The sequence below is a fragment of the uncultured Ruegeria sp. genome (assembly GCF_947504215.1).
Taxonomy (GTDB): Bacteria; Pseudomonadota; Alphaproteobacteria; order Rhodobacterales; family Rhodobacteraceae; genus Ruegeria.
The window spans coordinates 25,519-42,274 of the sequence record NZ_CANNGO010000015.1; the positions used below are offsets into that span (position 1 = coordinate 25,519).

The window sequence follows — 16,756 nt, forward strand, 5'->3', positions numbered from 1 at the left end:
AAGATGACGTTCCTCGATCGTTTCAGCGCCCTACGCGAGACGCAGTTCGGGGCCTTTGTTCCCGTCCTCCTCGCGCTGGCCGCAATCTGGGGGTATTTTGGGCTCGTATTGCCTCTCATTGATCTGATGAGCGGGGAAGCAGACAGTTTTCGCGCGATCTTTCTAAGCCCGCGCAATATCTACAACCTGTTTATGCAATCTGCGGTGATTGCCACGTTAGCGGTTGGGATAACAATCGTATTGCTGCTGGGTGACATAGACCTGTCTGCAGCCGCGACCGCAGGTGTTTGTGCCGCGCTATTGGGCGTGCTGGTGCTGAGCGGCGTGCCCGGTTGGCTGGCCTGCATCATTGTGATTTTCGTGGGCATCATCATGGGGGCTGCGCAAGGTTTGTTGGTTGCCTATGTCGGCATCCCCTCATTCGTTGTCACGCTGGCCGGACTTTTGGGGTACCAAGGCTTGATGCAAAAGATTCTGCCGACGGGAAACCTGAACGTCGGTGATCCCTTCGTGCGCGGAATAGCTCGGGTTCTTATCCCGGACCTTTGGGGAATTGTTCTGGGGTTGGCAGTTGTCGGCCTGTTCGCATACGCCAACCTGCGCAAGCAAAGCCTGCGCAAGGCGCTTGGCTTGGAACAGGACAGTGCATTCGCTCTTTGGGGGCAGGTCGTCGCGTTTTCTGTCATTGTCGTGGCCGTCGTGCTGACGCTTAACGCTTATCGGTCTCTGCCTTTGTTGCTGGTGCTGCTTATCGCAATCACTGCACTGTTGGGGTGGATCACAACCAGCACACCGTATGGTCGATCACTGTTTGCTGTTGGCGGCAATGCTGAAAGCGCACGCCGCGTGGGAATGAAGGTCAAACGTATTCGGGTCTCGGCCTTCGCAATTGTTGGTCTCATGGCCGCCATAGGTGGAATATTCGGAGCGTCCCGCTACGGATCGGTATCTTATACGGCCTTCGCCGGTGGCTCGTTGCTGCTTGAGGCGATCGGCGCGGCAGTGATCGGCGGCACCTCTCTCTTTGGCGGTCGCGGGTCGGTCTGGAATGCAATCCTCGGCGCTTTGGTCATCGGATCGCTCGGAAACGGGCTGGACCTGACCGGGGCGAGCGCGGCGGATAAGCTGATGGTGTCGGGTGCAATCCTACTTTTGGCCGTCGCGATTGATGCCTTGTCGCGCCCGGGCAACGGAAGTGGCAGGTAGGAGGCGGCGATGACAGAGCATAGAAGTAACACTCCACAGTCGCCGCTCCATGAGATCCTCGATGTCCTAATTCCAGCAAATCGCGATCGACGCATCCCGGCGGCGGGTGAACTGGGTGTAGCGGCATTTGTTACAGAGGCGGCTGCGCGCAATCCCGCTCTCAACAGCGCGCTCGTCACCTTGTTATCCCGCGCCGGCGAACTGGCGGACGGTATTACTCCCCATACCGTCCGCCAGCTGGAATCCGAATTGCCTGATGCGTTCAGATTGCTGCTCAGGGAAACCTACAAAGGCTATTACAGCCGCCCTGACATGCGCGCCAAGGTCGGGGTTGGTTCGCATCCTGCGCATCCAGCCGGGTACGAGGTTCCCAGTGAATCGCCTGCTCTTTTGAATGAACTGACTGCACCTGTGCGCGCCCGCGGGCCGGTTTTTCGTGACCCTACCGGAGATCAGAAATGAACCACGATCCTGTTGATGTTCTGATCATTGGTGCAGGGGCATCGGGCGCTGCGATCGCTTGGTCGTTGTTGGAAACAAGGATGCGCATCTTGTGCCTGGAACAGGGTGACCATCTGCCGGATATAGATTTCCCGTCGCGTCGAGAGGATTATGAGCTTGCACGATATGCTGAGTTTTCTTGCGACCCGAACGTGCGAGGTCTTCGGCAAGACTACCCGATCAACGCGGACGATAGCTGCATCACGCCGGTCAATTGGAATGGCGTGGGTGGGTCGACAATCAACTTTCTGGGCCACTGGCCGCGTATGCGACCGTCAGATTTTCGAACCAGGTCGCTGGATGGCGTGGGTGAGGACTGGCCGGTCGATTATCATGACTTAGTTCCGTTCTATGACATGAACGACCGCAACACGGGCGTCTCTGGTTTGGGGGGCAATCCGGCCTACCCCAACTATACGCCGCCGCATCCACCCATTCCGATGGGCAAACTCGGGCAAACTCTGGCGCGTGGGTTCAATGAAAAGGGTTGGCATTGGTGGCCTTCAGATGTCGCGATCCTGAGTGAGCACGACGATGGTCGCCAAAAGTGCGTGAATGCTGGGACCTGCGATTTGGGTTGCGCAGCAGGAGCCAAGGGTGGAACCAATTTCACCTACTGGCCGATGCTTGAAAACGCAGGCGTAGAGTTGCGCACCAAAGCGCGTGTCCGTGAGATATTGGTGGACGAGGACAGCGGGTTCGCGACCGGCGTGCTCTACCATGGGGCCGACGGGCAAGTTCAGGAGCAGAAGGCAGAACTGGTCATTATGGCCTGCAACGGGGTTGGAACACCGCGCTTACTGCTGAATTCCAAATCCAAATTATTCCCAGAAGGTTTGGCGAACCGTTCCGGCAAGGTCGGTAAGAACTTGATGTTCCATCCACTTACCGGCGTTGCGGGCGTGTTTGATGAGCCAATGAAAGGACACGAAGGGCCGATGGCCTGTTCGATCCTTTCGCAAGAATTTTACGAGAGTGATCCCGGTCGCGGGTTTGTACGTGGCTATGGCCTGCATTCGGGGCGTTCAACCACGCCGATGACCTATGCGCTTGGTGGATATGGCATCGACAATCCTATCCCTTGGGGCGCTGAACACCGCGAGATTATGGACAATGTCTATCCTTATCTGGCCGGTCTCACTGTGGTGACAGAAGATCTACCGGAAGAGCATAATTGTGTGACCCTCGACCCAGATCTGACCGATAGTGATGGCATCCCGGCCCCCAAGATTACTTATCGCCTGGGTGAAAACACGCGGGCGATGCTGAAACACGGCGAGGCCCGCGCCGAAGAGGTTCTGTTGGCCGCCGGCGCCAAGCGTGTTCTGCCCAAGGGTGACAAGGTCTGGTGGCGGGCAGGGTGGCACCAGATGGGCACCTGCCGCATGGGCATCGACCCCGAAACGTCCGTTGTGAACGGGTGGGGGCGTAGCCATGACGTGAAGAACCTGTTCATCGTGGATGGCTCGATTTTCGTTACGGCCGGGGCGGTAAATCCGACCTCCACGATTCAAGCGCTGGCGCTTTATGTCGGCGATCAGATCAAAACCAACATCGCAACGCTGTTTGACTGAGGTGGCCATGGAGTTTCCAACGCAGATCTACATTGACGGCGCACTGACAAATGGCAGCGGGCGCAAAGAGGTCATCAATCCCGCCACGGAAGAACACATCGCCACGGTCACCACGGCGGGTTTCGAGGATGTCGAGCGCACATTGCAGGCGGCAAAATCAGCGTTTCCCGGATGGGCTGCGACATCCATTACAGACAGGCAAATGTGGATGCGGCGGTTGCGCGATGAGGTGATTGCCCATGAGGAATTTCTGCGCGAGTGCGTGCACAATGAGATGGGCAAACCATGGGCTGAAACGCATGAGGATTGGGACAGGCTGGTCGTCTCTTTGGATTTCTATGCGGAGGAAATTGCCCGCATTCTAGACTATGGCCTCATCGACAGGGCTGGAACCCATGCGCATCGCATGGTCTACGAACCCGCCGGTGTGGCGGTGGCCTATCTTGCATGGAATTTCCCGTTGTTGAACTTGGCATTCAAGATTGGCCCGGCGATGGCAGCGGGGTGCCCGATCATCATCCGTCCATCCGAGGCGACGCCGATTTCAGCTTACGCTGTGGGGTCGCTTTGCGAAAAAATCGGTCTGCCTAAAGGTGTGGTGCAAATTCTTTGTACGGATGGGTATGATGTCGCCGATACTCTGACCGCCTCGACCATTCCACAAGTTGTGACCCTGATTGGCTCGACCAGGACCGGGCAGCACATCATGCGCACCGGTGCTACATCCATCAAACGCTATTCGATGGAGCTTGGTGGCAACGCTCCTGCGATCGTGTTTGAAGATGCCGACCTTGATTTGGCCGCTGACATCGTAACCGGTGTAAAGTTCTCCAATGCGGGACAGATTTGCGTCTCGCCCAACCGTGTTTTTGTGGCCGAGACCGTGCGTGAGGCGTTCACCAAAAAGGTGGTGAACCGGGCAAAGGCGGCGACGGTTGGCTTTGACAAAACTGCCGACATCACAACGGGGCCTGTCATTGATGAGCGCGCATGGGCGCGCATCAAGGGTTTGATTGACGATGCAATCGCTGATGGCGCTACTCTGCTCGCGGGTGGGGACCGGCCCCCGAACCTTAACAAAGGCCATTACATCGCGCCAACCGTTTTGGACAACGTGACCGACACGATGGGGATCTACCGACAGGAAACTTTTGGCCCCATCGTCAGCCTGATCCCCTTCGCGGATGAAACGGGGCTCATTGAAATGGCCAATGATTGCGAGGAGGGCGGGCTGACGGCTTATCTGTTTACGCGCGATCTGGAGCGGGCCGAGCATTACGCCGCGCATCTGCGCTATGGCGAAATTCAAATCAACGGGGTGAAGTATGACATCGATCTGCCGCATGGCGGGATCGGGCAGTCGGGCATCGGGCATGATTGCTCGAACCTCGCGCTGCACGATTACCTTATACAAAAGCGGATCACGCGCGCCCTCGACACCACCGGATTTCGAGGGGTTAAGCAATGAAGATTACCCGCATTACCAGCCATGTTCTAAGCTACGACCTGCCAGAGCCACTTGGGTATTCTCAGCAGTATTATCACAAGCGCACGGCGCATCTGGTCGAGGTGGAGACTGACGAAGGTGTCACGGGTTGGGGGGAATGCTTTGGTGCGGGCAACATCGCCTTGGCCAACAAGGGGATCGTCGAGCAAGTGATCCAGCCAATGGTTCTGGGCATGGACCCTCTGGACCGGGATGTGATCTGGCATAAGGTTTACAACCTGATGCGCGATCATGGCCAGAAGGGAATGCCGATGCAGTCACTTTCGGGTGTCGACATCGCGCTGTGGGACATCGCAGGCAAAGTCGCGGGCTTACCGCTGCATAAGCTCATCGGGGGCAACCATCGCGACCGCATTCGGGTTTATGGCTACGGCATGATGCTCCGCCCTGAGAGTACGGACAGTCTGGTCGCCCGCTTCGCAGACGAAGCCGCCGCAATCAAGGATATGGGATTCAGCGCGACAAAGATGAAAGTGGGGCTTGGCCCCAAGGATGACGTACGCCTGATCGAAGCTGTTCGTAAAGGCGTCGGTGATGACTACCGCTTTATGATCGATGCGAACCACGGCTACACGACCCATGACGCGTTTTATATGGGTCGCGCGATGGAAGAATTCGACCCCTACTGGTTCGAAGAACCCGTCGCCCCGGAAGATCTTGACGGATATCGCGAACTGCGTGCCGGTCTGAACGTCAACATCTCGGGGGGTGAGGCTGAATTCAACCGATGGGGCTGGCGCGCGCTGTTGGAAAGCCGGGGTTTGGATATCGCCCAGCCAGAAGTGTGTGCTCTGGGTGGGATCACCGAATATCTGCGAGTTCTGGCTCTATGCCATGCGCACTTTACTCCGGTAGTGAATCACGTCTGGGGATCCGCCGTCGCTGTGGCCACCAACATGCACCTTCTCGCAGCAATGCCGCCCCTGCCAGGCGGGTTGTTTCCTTGGGAACCGATGCTCGAGTTTGATACCACCGACAATAAGTTTCGGGACGAACTGCTTGTGGATCCGCTGAACATTCAACCCCAAGTCGCGGCGACCGGCGGGTTTATTGCCATTCCAAGCGGGCCCGGTCTGGGTGTCGAGCCGGACCGGGACTTCATCCTCCGATACGATATCTGCAATTGAATCGCGCTATGTCTCACCCTTCCTTGATTGCTGTTGACTGGGGAACCACTGGCTTTCGGCTATGGGTGCTGGGCTCTTGCGGGAACACCCTTGCCTCGATCGATGGCCCATTTGGTATGTCAAATCTTGAACCCTGTGACTTTGGTCGCGTACTTGAAGAAAGCCTGAATAACCTGGGCATAGGTCAAGACGTTCCAGCCATTATCTGTGGCATGGCAGGCGCCGCACAAGGTTGGTGTGAGGCCCCATACTTATCGGCACCAACGCGTCTTGATGAGCTTGGGGCGGGCGCAATCAGAGTCAGTAACGCATCGCGTGAGGTACGCATACTTCCAGGTGTTAAGCAGCAATCACCAGCCAATGTCATGCGCGGGGAAGAAACACAGATTGCCGGGCTTCTTCATCTTGTTTCCGATTTTCACGGCATTGTTTGCCTGCCAGGAACACATACGAAATGGGTCCGGGTCACGGATGGTGCCATCATCGAATTTGAAACTTGTATGACTGGCGAGCAATTCGCGTTCTTTTCCAAAGCATCCGTGTTGTCACACTCGATGCCTGACGGTGGGTGGAGCGATTGTGCCTTTAAGGCGGCAATTCGCTTCGCAACCGATGATCCTTCCGCCGTCCCGCGTCGCCTTTTTGCAATCCGTGCGGATATGCTGGTCGGAAAGCAAACCAGCGCGCAAGCTCGTGCCACTCTTTCAGGTCTTTTGATCGGTCAGGAATTGATGGCTGTAAGACAGTACTGGCTGGATCAAACGGTGACTTTGATTGGAGCGCCAGCACTGTGCGAACTCTACCTGACGGCTTTGGGCATTATGGGCGCTAGTGGGAGGGCCGTGGAGGTTTCAGAAATGACTTTGAGCGGGCTCACGGCAGCTTATCAGCACCAATAACAGAGTGTCAGTGCTTAAAGACAACATTGCCAATCGCCTTGAGTTTGTCGGAGAGCAGAGCTGGTGCAAACTTTTTGCGATCTAGAAACGATCTGCACCAATGAGGGCGTTCACAGCCAAAATGGCTTTCCGGTCGTTCCAAGGAAATGGAAGGTTTTTGAGTCGCAAATGGTAAAGCTTGTGCGCCTCAAAAAATCTAAGTCAATTAAAATCAATAGTTTGGCTGTTGTCGAATGGCAAAACTATGTGTTGCCCAGAATCTCGTAACCATTTGATTTTAAATGACTTTGCCTAAGCATGAGTAAGAACTCCCTGAGGAATCCGAACCCATCTCGCAACATTTGTGTGCAATAGCCATTCCTGACTTCGTTCGGAAATCCGTAGCTCCACCTGAGTCCATATGTAATACAGGACGAAAAAGAAGTTTGAGTAGTGAGTACATTTCGAATTGGGTTTGATGGGCCGTCAGTCGATAATGGTGAAATTGACGTAGCAGGCCTAGCACCTTCTCTTCTCGCCCTAGGTGATCCTTTTGAAGCAGCCAATCGCGCGTTGAACAAAGATCGCAGCGAGGTGAAGCAAAAATAAAAATGAGCGAGAAGGGCAACTTTATTGCTCTTCTTTCGCTGGATGTGAGCTTAATAGCTGACATGCTCGACATGGTTGCCGCCCATCCTGATTGCATGACAGCGGCCAATCAGCTTTTTGAAGTGATTATCAAAGGCGGCACTATTGTTGGAGGTACCGTTGGGTTCTTCAAAACTCTCAAATAGCTGAATGGGGGCAAACCGGACAGCGCTGCCAAGTTAAGGTGATTGGATTGATATGTGACATGTCGTCAATCCTTTTTATCGTTCGATACGTTGCGGACCAACAGGTCCGTCACGCAGCCCTCGCCACAGTGTGAACTCAGATGAGTCCGGAACGGTCGGGCCGGACAAGAAAGCTGCCCAGTGGGTACTGCCAAGTCGTTTTTGTTGGGGTTGAAACCTGTGAAATGGGAGAGGATGTGTCGCAGATTTTGGCTCAGATCGACGAGAGCGCCTGTATCTGTGCCTGATTATCATCGACAAAAGCGGGGCGAACACGGCTGGTATTCGGAAGGCAAACAGGATTCTGAGGCGGTTGAGCTGCCTGTTCAAGATTCAGACGATCGGGTCCAAGTTTCCAAACAATATGATCTATAAACAGCAGTTCTCCAGAGCGGCAACCTCGGGCGTTCGGGTGTTTGCTGAATTTGCAGGATAAGTGTAGTCGGTACGGGCCTGACTCTGTTGGTTTAAAAAGTTGCGATACAACCGTACACCTAGGCGATGTGCGGTTTAAGTTCAGCCTGCTCTAGTGCCGTTACTGTGCCCTATCAGTACATTGGTCACGTTGATACCAATTTCATCAACCGCATAGCCGCCCTCCATCATGTAGACCGTTGGCAGGTCCAGCGCACCAATCGCGCGGCCATAGTCAATAAAGTCATCATGCCCCAGTTTGAAGAAACTGATTGGGTCGTTTTCATAAGTGTCCACACCGAGGGAAACGATCAGCAAGTCGGGTTTATAGTTGTCGACGCTGGCCAGCGCGTCGGAAAGGCAGGCTTTCCACGCAGCATAACCAGTGCCCGGCGGCATTGGATAGTTGGCGGTGAACCCTTCTCCCGCACCTGCACCGGTTTCCTCTACATAGCCAAGGAAATGCGGAAAGGCGTCTTTCGGATCACCATGAAGCGACAGGAAGAGCACGTCATCGCGGTCATAGAAGATATTCTGCGTGCCGTTGCCGTGATGGAAATCAACATCCAGGATCGCCACCCGCTCGCATCCCATGTCTCGTGCATGTTGGGCGGCGATGGCGGCGTTGTTCAAAAAGCAATAGCCGCCGAATTGATCGATCGCCGCATGGTGCCCCGGCGGTCGGCACAGGCCAAAGGCCGAACGTGCACCATCCAACACCAGATCCGTTGCTGTTAGGGCGACATCCTTGCTGGCCAGGACCGCCTCCCAGGTGCCAGAGGATATCGTGGTCTCGGCAGCCAGCGCGTAATAGCCAATTTTGCCGTCGATATGTGTTGGGATGTGGGGCGCGGTCATCGTGCGGGTCGGCCAGCAGGTGGCGATGGCTTCGCCTTTGAATCCGGCTGCGCGCCACTCGGCCTCGCAGGTTGAGAGGAACTCAACGAAGCCCCTGTCATGTACCGCAAAGACCGCCTCCATACCGTGAGATGTCGGGGCAATGATCTCGCCGATTTGCGCTGATTTCACCGCCCCAAGAATAATCTCGGCCCGGCGCGGGCATTCAAACGGGGGCACCATTTCCCCGCCATAAAGCTCAGTTTTTGAATCCCGCAGTTTGTGCTGATCGGTATAGACAGTGATCATCTTCGCCTCACACTCGTGGAGTTTGGCGGGGCCTCGGCAACCCCACCTCTTGTCAGTTTATTGAAGCAATGCTGTCCAGACGCGGTTCTGCAGATCGATGGCCTTGGCCGAACAGGTCTCCGAGAAGACCAGAGGCGTGCCCTCGGGCGGCGATAGCTCATGCGCGGATTTCAGCGCCTCGCTCATATGCGCCTCGCTGCCAGAGATCCCGTTGGAATAGCCAGCAAAATTGGACTGCACGGCGATGTTTTCCGGCTTCATCACAAACTCGATGAATTTGATCGCATTGTCATAGTTCGGCGCGCCGACAGGCACCGCAACATTGTCCGCCCAGGTGATCACTCCCTCTTTGGGAAAGGCGTATTTCATTGCCGCATTCTCGTCACGGGCGCGGATCGAATAACCGTTCCAGTTCTGATGCACCGCCGCGTCGCCGGACACCAGACGCTCCAGAATTCCGTCGGAATTGTAGGTCTTCACATGCGGTTTCTGGGCCTGCAGCAACTCCATTACCTTCTGCATGTCCTCGGGGTTTTCATTGCACAGCGGCAACCCGAGTGAGATCAGAGCCATCGAAACGACTTCGTCGGGCGATTTGAACATGCCGATCTTGCCTTGCAGTTCCGCCGGTGGCTGGAACAACACATCATAAGAGTTCACATCGCCACCATAGACATCGGTGTTGACGGTGAATGAGGTCGTCCCCCATTGCCACGGCACGGTGTAGGTGTTGCCCTCGTCCCAGGGTGGGCTGGTGAAATCCGCGCTCAGATTGCCGTAATCTGCCAGTTCCGAGGCGTTGATGGGTTGCAGCAGCCCTTCCGAGACGAAGATCTTGACGAAGTTATGGCTGGGCACCACGATGTCATACCCGGTGGCGCCCGATTGCAGCTTGGCCAGCAGAGTCTCGTTGGAATCGTATGTGTCGAGCGTGACCGAGATACCTGTCTCGGCCTCAAATTTCTCGATGAGTTCCGGAGCAGTGTAGTCGGTCCAGTTATAGAGGAACAACTCGCCCTCGGCGGTGGCCATTCCAGCGCAAAGTGTCAGTCCCAGCGCTGTTACAGTGATCTTCTTCATGTTCTTTCCTCCCGTTTTTGATGTGCCCTATGTTTTCTTTCCGATCAGGTAGGACACCGTGACGATGATGATCGAAATGCCAAGAAGAACGGTTGAGATCGCGTTGACCTCTGGCGTGATGCCGATGCGCACCAGGCTGTAGATATAGATAGGCAGGGTCGTCGATCCCGCCTCGGCCACCATCAGGGTAATGATGAAGTCATCCAGCGAGATGATGAAAGCCAGCATCGCGCCCGAGATGATCCCCGGCATCAAAAGCGGTAGTGTTACCAGCCGCAGAGTTGCCCATTTTCCGGAGTAGAGATCGCGGGCCGCGGCTTCGAGGCTTTCATCCATCCCCTGCAACCGGGCGCGGATCGGCAGATAAGCAAAGGGGATGCAGAACACTGTGTGGGCGATGATGATGTTGCCCAACCCCAGCGACAGGCCGATGGCGGCGAAAAAGGTCAACGTGGCGACAGCGGTGACGATCTCGGGGATCATCAGCGGCAAGATGATCAAACCGCTGAACATCTGCTTGCGTCGCACCCGCCGGTTCCGGCCCAGGGCCAGAGCCGCCATAGTGGCGAGAGTGGTGGCGTTGATCGTGGCGAAGACCGCGATGATCAGGCTGTTTTTGGTAGCGCGCTGAATGTCGTCATTGGCAAAGGCCTTGGCGTACCATTGCAGGCTGAATCCATCCCAGACAGTAGCCGACCGCGAGGCATTGAACGAGAACACAACAAGGATGATCAGCGGCAGGTAGAGAAACAGGAAAAAGAATAGCGTGACCCAGTTGAACCCGGGCAGCCAGCGGATATCGCGATCTGAGTGCCTCAATGCTGAAACCCTCCGCCGCCACGGCGCAGGTTGCGGGCATAGAGCATCAGGCAAAGCAGCACCATCGCCATGATCACCATCGCCAATGCCGACCCAAAGGGCCAGTTGCGCGCGGCCGAAAACTGCAATTGCACAAGAGAGCCCAGCATCAGATTCTTGCCACCACCCAACAAGTCCGGTGCGATGAACGCCCCCAGCGCCGGGATAAACACAAGAATTGATCCAGCGATGATGCCGGGCATGGACAGGGGCACGACGATGAACCACAGCGCGCCCCAGCGGCTGGAATAGAGATCTCGCGCGGCTTCGATCAGGCGCAGGTCAAGCCGCTCCAACGCCGCATAGATCGGCAGCACCATGAAGGGGATATAGGTATAGATCAGCCCAAGGGCGATCGCACCTTCGGTGTACAGCAGGGTCAAAGGCGCGTCGATCACCCCCAGCGCCATCAGGGCAGAGTTGATCAGCCCGGTGTCACGCAGGACCAGGATCCAGCAATAGGTGCGGATCAGCAGGTTGGTCCAGAACGGGATAGTGATCAACAGCAGAAAGACGTTGCGGCGTTCCTCGGGTTGGCCGGCTATGTAATAGGCCACCGGAAACCCCACGATCAGGCAGCCGGTCACCGCGACCGTCGCAATCCAGAGCGACCGGAAAGTGATCTTAAGATAGGCCGGGTCAAATACCAGTTGGTCGAACAAGTCGTTTTGGAATAGCAGCCGCTGGTAGGCATCGGTCGAGAACTCGGGTTTCACCCCGCCATAGTCGCCAGGAGCCAGGAAAGAATAGATCAGGATGATCAGAATCGGCACGATCATGAACACACCAATCACCAATGCGGCGGGCAGGATACCTGCGTGATCCTTGAGATATGCCCGCAGTCCGGTCATGGGATCAGAACCCGAATGGCCCGCGGATCAACTTCGACACACACCCTCGCACCGGTCTCGGCCAGCGCGGTGCCATCCTTATGGTTCTCCGACCGAACCATCACATCGGCGCCTTGATCGAGGCGTATCAGGTAATCGGTGTTGTTCCCCAGATAGAGAATTTCCGTCACCTCACCCGCCAGCCCGGTCTGCGCAAGCCGGGCTTTTTCGGGACGGAAGAAGATGGTGACGGTGGCGCCTTCCGGCGCATGGCCTTGCGGCCCGTGCAGCTTTGAGCCGTCGAAAAGGTGATAGTTGGCCGAACCTTCTTCGTTCGCGCCCACGCGTGCCTCAAAGAAATTCGCATCGCCAATGAATTCGGCCACAAACCGGTTTTCAGGAAACTCGTAGATGCGCGCCGGGTTGTCTACCTGCTGGATCTCACCCTGCGACATCACCGCGATCCGGTCGCTCATCGCTAGCGCTTCCTCCTGATCATGGGTGACAAAAACAAAGGTGATCCCGGTTTCTTTCTGTAACCGCTTCAACTCGGCCCGCATCGACTGGCGCAGCTTAAGGTCAAGCGCCGAGAGCGGCTCGTCCAGCAGCAACACGCGCGGGTGCGGGGCCAAGGCGCGCGCAAGCGCGACCCGCTGCTGTTGACCACCTGACAGCTGGCCGGGACTGCGCGCGGCGAAATCGCTCAAATGTACCAGATCAAGCATCTCTTGCGCGGTCGCGTGCGCCTTTGCTTCGCTTTTGCGCAGCCGTCTAAGCCCAAAGGCCACGTTCTCCAGAACGCTCATATGCGGGAACAGCGAATAGTGTTGAAAGACTGTATTGACCGGGCGGCTTTCCGGGGGAAGCGCCGAAATCTCCTCCCCGAAAAGATGCAAGCTGCCGCCGGTTGGCGCCTCGAACCCCGCGATCAGACGCAAAAGGGTGGTCTTGCCGCATCCCGAGGGCCCCAGAAGAGTAAAAAATTCATTGTCGCGGATGTCCAGCGTCGCATCGCGCAGCGCCTGAACCGGCGGCACACCAGAGTAGATCTTATTCAGATTCTTGATACTGACAGCCGTTTTCATACACGCCTCCGCGCGAATTGTCGGGTAAACCCATCGCCGCTCTGCAGCACTGGTCCGCATCGCCTGTAGCTATCTTTTTCTGATTGCCTGGAAGACAAAATACCCCCAAATAGGTAGGTAAACTAATTTAAGTGGCTAAAATGGGTGTAATTCATTGATCCATGCCCGTGATGCGAAATCCTTGTCCTTGCTGATGCAACGGACATCCCGGTCGGGTTTCGGCCACGACCTCAAGCGGGAACTCGGCGTCAGAGTTTCGTTCTGCACCTTTCTGATCCTGACGTATTACCCTGATCGCGAGCCGGTTTCGCAATACAGCTGGATCGGGGATCCGAAACTACTGAAAACCTATCACTCGCAATATCTGAGCGGCGCGTACCGGCTTGATCCCTACTATCAGATGGCAATGCGTCCCTTTCGGCCGGGTTTCTTTCGCCTCAGAGACATTGCGCCCGATCGGTTCTACACGTCTGAATATTACCACCGCTACTACGCACAGACGCGGCTTTGTGACGAGGTTGGTGTACTGGTCCGCCAGTCCGACGGCTCGGTCAGCGCGATCTCAAGCAGCCGCGACGAGCGTGGCGGACCGTTTTCGAGGTCTGAAGTCAATGGTTGGCGCGCGATTGCACCTGTGATCACTGAGTTGCTGCGCCAGCATGCTGAGAAAGTTCACGTGTCCCGCGCTGCAACAAAACAGACCGGTGGACCAGATACAGCAAAGCTGATCCTCAACTTCAGCAAACGCCTACTGCCAAAGGGGTTGACGCGTCGCGAGGCAGAAATTTCTGCGTTGATCCTGGAGGGCCATTCTAACCTCTCCATCAGTGGCCACCTGAATATCGCTACCGATACCGTAAAGGTTCACCGCAGGAACATTTATCGAAAGCTGCAGATATCATCTCAAGCCGAACTTTTCGCCAAATTGCACGCCGCGCTGATTTCAAGGTAAAGAGCGCACAAATTGTGCCGATGAGAGCCGAGATCAATCGTTGGTGCACCCCTCGGCGGATGGCTGCAATGTCTCTTATGGGCCGTCCTCGAGATCCGTTAGATGTGGGGCAGGCGGCAATACTGGACTGCCTCCGCGGTCGGCTGTGAGCCCAATATGATCGATGCTGCGTTTTGCGCGAATGCCGGCTTCGGTAAGCGCAAAGTTGATAATATTAGTGAGAGGTGATATAAGCTATCGCTAATATATATGTGATCCCCGAAGTGATTATGGATTTCGAAACAGCATTTGGTGCTGACTTTCGCGAAGTCAGCGAAGGTGAGCGCGAAGGTCGCCTCACGCATGTGGTTCGCGCGCAACGCACTTATCGTACCAGTCCTGAAAACTTGTGGAGCGCAATTACAGAAAAACAGCGCATTGAAAGCTGGTTCGGTAAAATCTCGGGCGACTTCAAACGTGGGGGACGGTTCTCTATCGAAGGGAACGCGGACGGCGACATTTTTGCCTGTGAACCGCCGCATTCCGTATCTGTCACGTGGGAATTTGGCGGAAATAAGAGTTGGGTCACGGCCACGATCAAAGATGTGGAAGACGGCGCGTTACTGATGATTGAACATGAACTTCCGACTGACACGGAAAGCGAAGCTCATTGGGAAAAATACGGTCCCGGTGCTACAGACGTTGGTTGGGAAATGGCAATGCTTGGACTGGACGGCCACCTTCAACTAAACGGTCAATCCGTGATAGCAGCAGGCCAGGAATGGGCAGAAGCAGAGGAAGGCAAGAGCCGGTTACGTTCATGGGCGGAGGCATGGGGGAAAGCCCATATCGAAGATGGCACCCCGATGAAGATTGCTATGGAGACCGCCGCTCGAACGGCAGACTTCTACACGGGGGAGGTTTGATGCAAGCTTTCGATGTTTTATCGGACCCCGTCCGGCGGCGAACGCTGGAGCTAATAGCCCAAAAGGAGCTCGCATCGGGCGCAATCGTCAACGTCATCGAAGCTGAGTTTGGCATTTCGCAATCAGCCGTTTCACAGCACCTTCGCATATTGCGCGATGCTGGATTTGCACGCGTACGCAAAGAGGGCGCAAAGAGGTGCTATTCGATTGATCCCACGGGCTTCGAAGATGTGCAGGCATGGCTCGATCAGCTTCGCCGTTATTGGTGCGTAAAGATGGAAGCTCTTATGATCGAGATCGAGCGAGGCAAGCGTTCTGGAAAGAAATCGTAGCTGCGGATGGCTCACAATCAGCCATTCGAAGCAGCATAGCGAAAAGGATCTCTGGGTGGCTCCTGCATTGTAGTCGGCGGCCAATAGCCCAATCTGCCAATTCTGCGGTCCACATCGACGTCCGCCTTGATGCGTGGTTTACTTGTCACCCTGCATGGGTAACAGAAATGAGGGTGCCTAAATGACTGATCCCGGATCCACCAGATCAGGCCCGCGCCTAACAATCCATAGCCACATCAACGCAGTCTCGCTCAGTAGAAGCACTGACATCAGATGAAACTGAAATCAGTCCGGTTCGGCGGGTAGATTATGTTTCAAATCAGCTGACAGTTCTTGCAGTGCTTTCAGCAGTTCTTGTGGGCCAACTGTTTCCGGATTTACCTTGGTGCTACCAAAGTATCTAAGGAATACGCTTCTGGTCGTATCGTCCATGCCTTCATGCAGAGCCATAGACCAATAGGGAAACATTCGCTCATTCACACCGACGCACTCGACTAGAATAATGTTGATGTGGCGTGTATCTGTGGTGATGCGGTGATAGATCGCGCTAACCTCAGCGCGATGGCCCTCGAGAACCTGCAAAAAAGCGTGTTTGTTGTAGTGCAGGATACCCGTGACGTTCATTGCCCTGTTGTTGCGGATAGATGTCTCAATCAGCTTGGGTACATCTGCGCTTACCGATGGATTGCGCAGGCTATAATATATAAGGCGAGTGAGGCTCATTGGTTCTTCCCATCAACGTTCAGCAGACTTGCGAGCAAGTGGTCACAAGGTCAATTCTCTTATTCGCGCGGATCTGGGCAGAACGGTGCTCAAACCATGAAAAAACAGTGTAGGGCTTAGTGGTCACTACTGTTGCCGCACTGCGTGCGCTGACTTAGCACCGCGCTATAATGTACCAGCAGCCAGAAGCAGTTGGGAAAGTATTTCGATGATTGTAGCAATGTTCACTACTATTTGCATACATTTGTTCGCTCGCGACGATTGACAGGTTTGTCCGCGAAGTGTGGCTTCGCCCTGATCCTAACTTTCCGCCTGCGGCCAATGGCGGCTATGCGGACTGCAGGTACAGCACCTGAACGCACCGCCCAACGTCCGGAAAGGGCCGTTTTATGGCGTTATGCAGGCAGTAGCGACTACTGCCGCGGCGCACGCGAGATCCGTTTGATGCCCAAACTACTTGATACTGTGCACACTTGAATGACGGGTTTCTCACGGTCGTAGACCGGGGCTACAGTTGGACATTTGTCGAAATTCCCGGGTAACAAGTTCAGGCAGCGTGAAAAAACATGGAACCCCTTCACACTATCCGCAGCAGTCATCGCCCAATTGAATTGGTGGGCAAGGAACGGTAGCGTATGAGCAGTAGACACAACAGTCGCCTTCCATGGGTTTCAAAACTGTCTTGCATGACCTGCACTCGTAGAACCACTGGCAAGCATCCGTAGGCATTTCTTCCGCTTCGCTGTGCCCACACGCTGGGCACGTCAGTGTGCTTTCAAGCACCACAGTTTGGTCCGTCATTGTC

General features: G+C 55.5%; 17 protein-coding genes. 10 read left to right on the forward strand and 7 right to left on the reverse strand.

Annotated features, from left to right (window positions below; translation table 11 throughout):
- The first annotated feature begins 3 nt into the window (after positions 1-3).
- From Q1B21_RS19810 to Q1B21_RS19840, 7 genes are all read left to right on the forward strand, one after another.
- Entirely contained in the window at positions 4-1,206 is a 1,203-nt protein-coding gene (locus Q1B21_RS19810; protein ID WP_299892456.1) for an ABC transporter permease, read from the forward strand.
- Between the two features lie 9 nt (positions 1,207-1,215).
- Positions 1,216-1,668: a hypothetical protein gene (locus Q1B21_RS19815; protein WP_299892459.1), complete on the forward strand. Its 453-nt coding sequence runs from the start codon at positions 1,216-1,218 to the stop codon at positions 1,666-1,668.
- On the forward strand, positions 1,665-3,281 hold the full coding sequence (locus tag Q1B21_RS19820) for a GMC family oxidoreductase (protein WP_299892462.1): 1,617 nt from the start codon (positions 1,665-1,667) through the stop codon (positions 3,279-3,281). The genes Q1B21_RS19815 and Q1B21_RS19820 overlap by 4 nt, the downstream gene beginning before the upstream one ends.
- A gap of 7 nt (positions 3,282-3,288) precedes the next feature.
- Entirely contained in the window at positions 3,289-4,749 is a 1,461-nt protein-coding gene (locus tag Q1B21_RS19825; protein WP_299892465.1) for an NAD-dependent succinate-semialdehyde dehydrogenase, read from the forward strand.
- Complete coding sequence (locus Q1B21_RS19830; protein WP_299892468.1) at positions 4,746-5,915, forward strand: mandelate racemase/muconate lactonizing enzyme family protein; 1,170 nt, start codon at positions 4,746-4,748, stop codon at positions 5,913-5,915. Before Q1B21_RS19825 ends, Q1B21_RS19830 begins: the two co-directional genes overlap by 4 nt.
- 8 nt (positions 5,916-5,923) lie before the next feature.
- Positions 5,924-6,814, forward strand: a complete 891-nt coding sequence (locus Q1B21_RS19835) for a 2-dehydro-3-deoxygalactonokinase (protein WP_299892470.1) — start codon at positions 5,924-5,926, stop codon at positions 6,812-6,814.
- A 590-nt stretch (positions 6,815-7,404) separates the two neighbouring features.
- Positions 7,405-7,587 carry a hypothetical protein gene (locus tag Q1B21_RS19840; RefSeq protein ID WP_299892473.1) on the forward strand — a complete coding sequence of 61 codons (183 nt, stop codon included), beginning with the start codon at positions 7,405-7,407 and terminating at the stop codon, positions 7,585-7,587.
- 555 nt (positions 7,588-8,142) lie between these two features.
- Here the strand turns inward: Q1B21_RS19840 and Q1B21_RS19845 are convergent.
- From Q1B21_RS19845 to Q1B21_RS19865, 5 genes are read right to left on the reverse strand one after another with little or no spacing between them, the layout of a single operon-like run.
- Positions 8,143-9,186, reverse strand: a complete 1,044-nt coding sequence (locus Q1B21_RS19845; protein ID WP_299892476.1) for a histone deacetylase family protein — start codon at positions 9,184-9,186, stop codon at positions 8,143-8,145.
- A 57-nt stretch (positions 9,187-9,243) separates the two neighbouring features.
- Positions 9,244-10,266, reverse strand: a complete 1,023-nt coding sequence (locus Q1B21_RS19850; protein WP_299892478.1) for an extracellular solute-binding protein — start codon at positions 10,264-10,266, stop codon at positions 9,244-9,246.
- A 27-nt stretch (positions 10,267-10,293) separates the two neighbouring features.
- Positions 10,294-11,085 (reverse strand): ABC transporter permease, encoded by a 792-nt coding sequence (locus tag Q1B21_RS19855; protein ID WP_299892479.1) that lies wholly within the window; start codon positions 11,083-11,085, stop codon positions 10,294-10,296.
- On the reverse strand, positions 11,082-11,975 hold the full coding sequence (locus tag Q1B21_RS19860) for an ABC transporter permease (RefSeq protein ID WP_299892481.1): 894 nt from the start codon (positions 11,973-11,975) through the stop codon (positions 11,082-11,084). Before Q1B21_RS19860 ends, Q1B21_RS19855 begins: the two co-directional genes overlap by 4 nt.
- On the reverse strand, positions 11,972-13,039 hold the full coding sequence (locus tag Q1B21_RS19865) for an ABC transporter ATP-binding protein (protein ID WP_299892484.1): 1,068 nt from the start codon (positions 13,037-13,039) through the stop codon (positions 11,972-11,974). Before Q1B21_RS19865 ends, Q1B21_RS19860 begins: the two co-directional genes overlap by 4 nt.
- Positions 13,040-13,193: 154 nt before the next feature.
- Here Q1B21_RS19865 and Q1B21_RS19870 point away from each other — a divergent pair, with 154 nt between their 5' ends.
- The 3 genes from Q1B21_RS19870 to Q1B21_RS19880 all read left to right on the forward strand — a co-directional run bounded on the left by Q1B21_RS19870 (position 13,194) and on the right by Q1B21_RS19880 (position 15,228).
- A complete protein-coding gene (locus Q1B21_RS19870) occupies positions 13,194-13,991 on the forward strand; it encodes a helix-turn-helix transcriptional regulator (RefSeq protein WP_299892487.1) in 798 nt (265 codons plus the stop codon).
- Between the two features lie 269 nt (positions 13,992-14,260).
- Positions 14,261-14,896 (forward strand): SRPBCC domain-containing protein, encoded by a 636-nt coding sequence (locus Q1B21_RS19875; protein WP_299892580.1) that lies wholly within the window; start codon positions 14,261-14,263, stop codon positions 14,894-14,896.
- Positions 14,896-15,228, forward strand: coding sequence for a helix-turn-helix transcriptional regulator (locus Q1B21_RS19880; protein ID WP_299892490.1), 333 nt, complete (start codon positions 14,896-14,898; stop codon positions 15,226-15,228). Before Q1B21_RS19875 ends, Q1B21_RS19880 begins: the two co-directional genes overlap by 1 nt.
- Positions 15,229-15,513: 285 nt before the next feature.
- Here the strand turns inward: Q1B21_RS19880 and Q1B21_RS19885 are convergent, their stop codons facing one another.
- Both Q1B21_RS19885 and Q1B21_RS19890 read right to left on the reverse strand, forming a co-directional pair.
- The gene (locus tag Q1B21_RS19885; RefSeq protein WP_299892492.1) at positions 15,514-15,951 is read right to left on the reverse strand and encodes a BLUF domain-containing protein; all 438 of its coding nucleotides are present in this window, start codon (positions 15,949-15,951) and stop codon (positions 15,514-15,516) included.
- A 582-nt stretch (positions 15,952-16,533) separates the two neighbouring features.
- The gene (locus Q1B21_RS19890) at positions 16,534-16,752 is read right to left on the reverse strand and encodes a GDCCVxC domain-containing (seleno)protein (RefSeq protein WP_299892494.1); all 219 of its coding nucleotides are present in this window, start codon (positions 16,750-16,752) and stop codon (positions 16,534-16,536) included.
- Positions 16,753-16,756 lie beyond the last annotated feature (4 nt).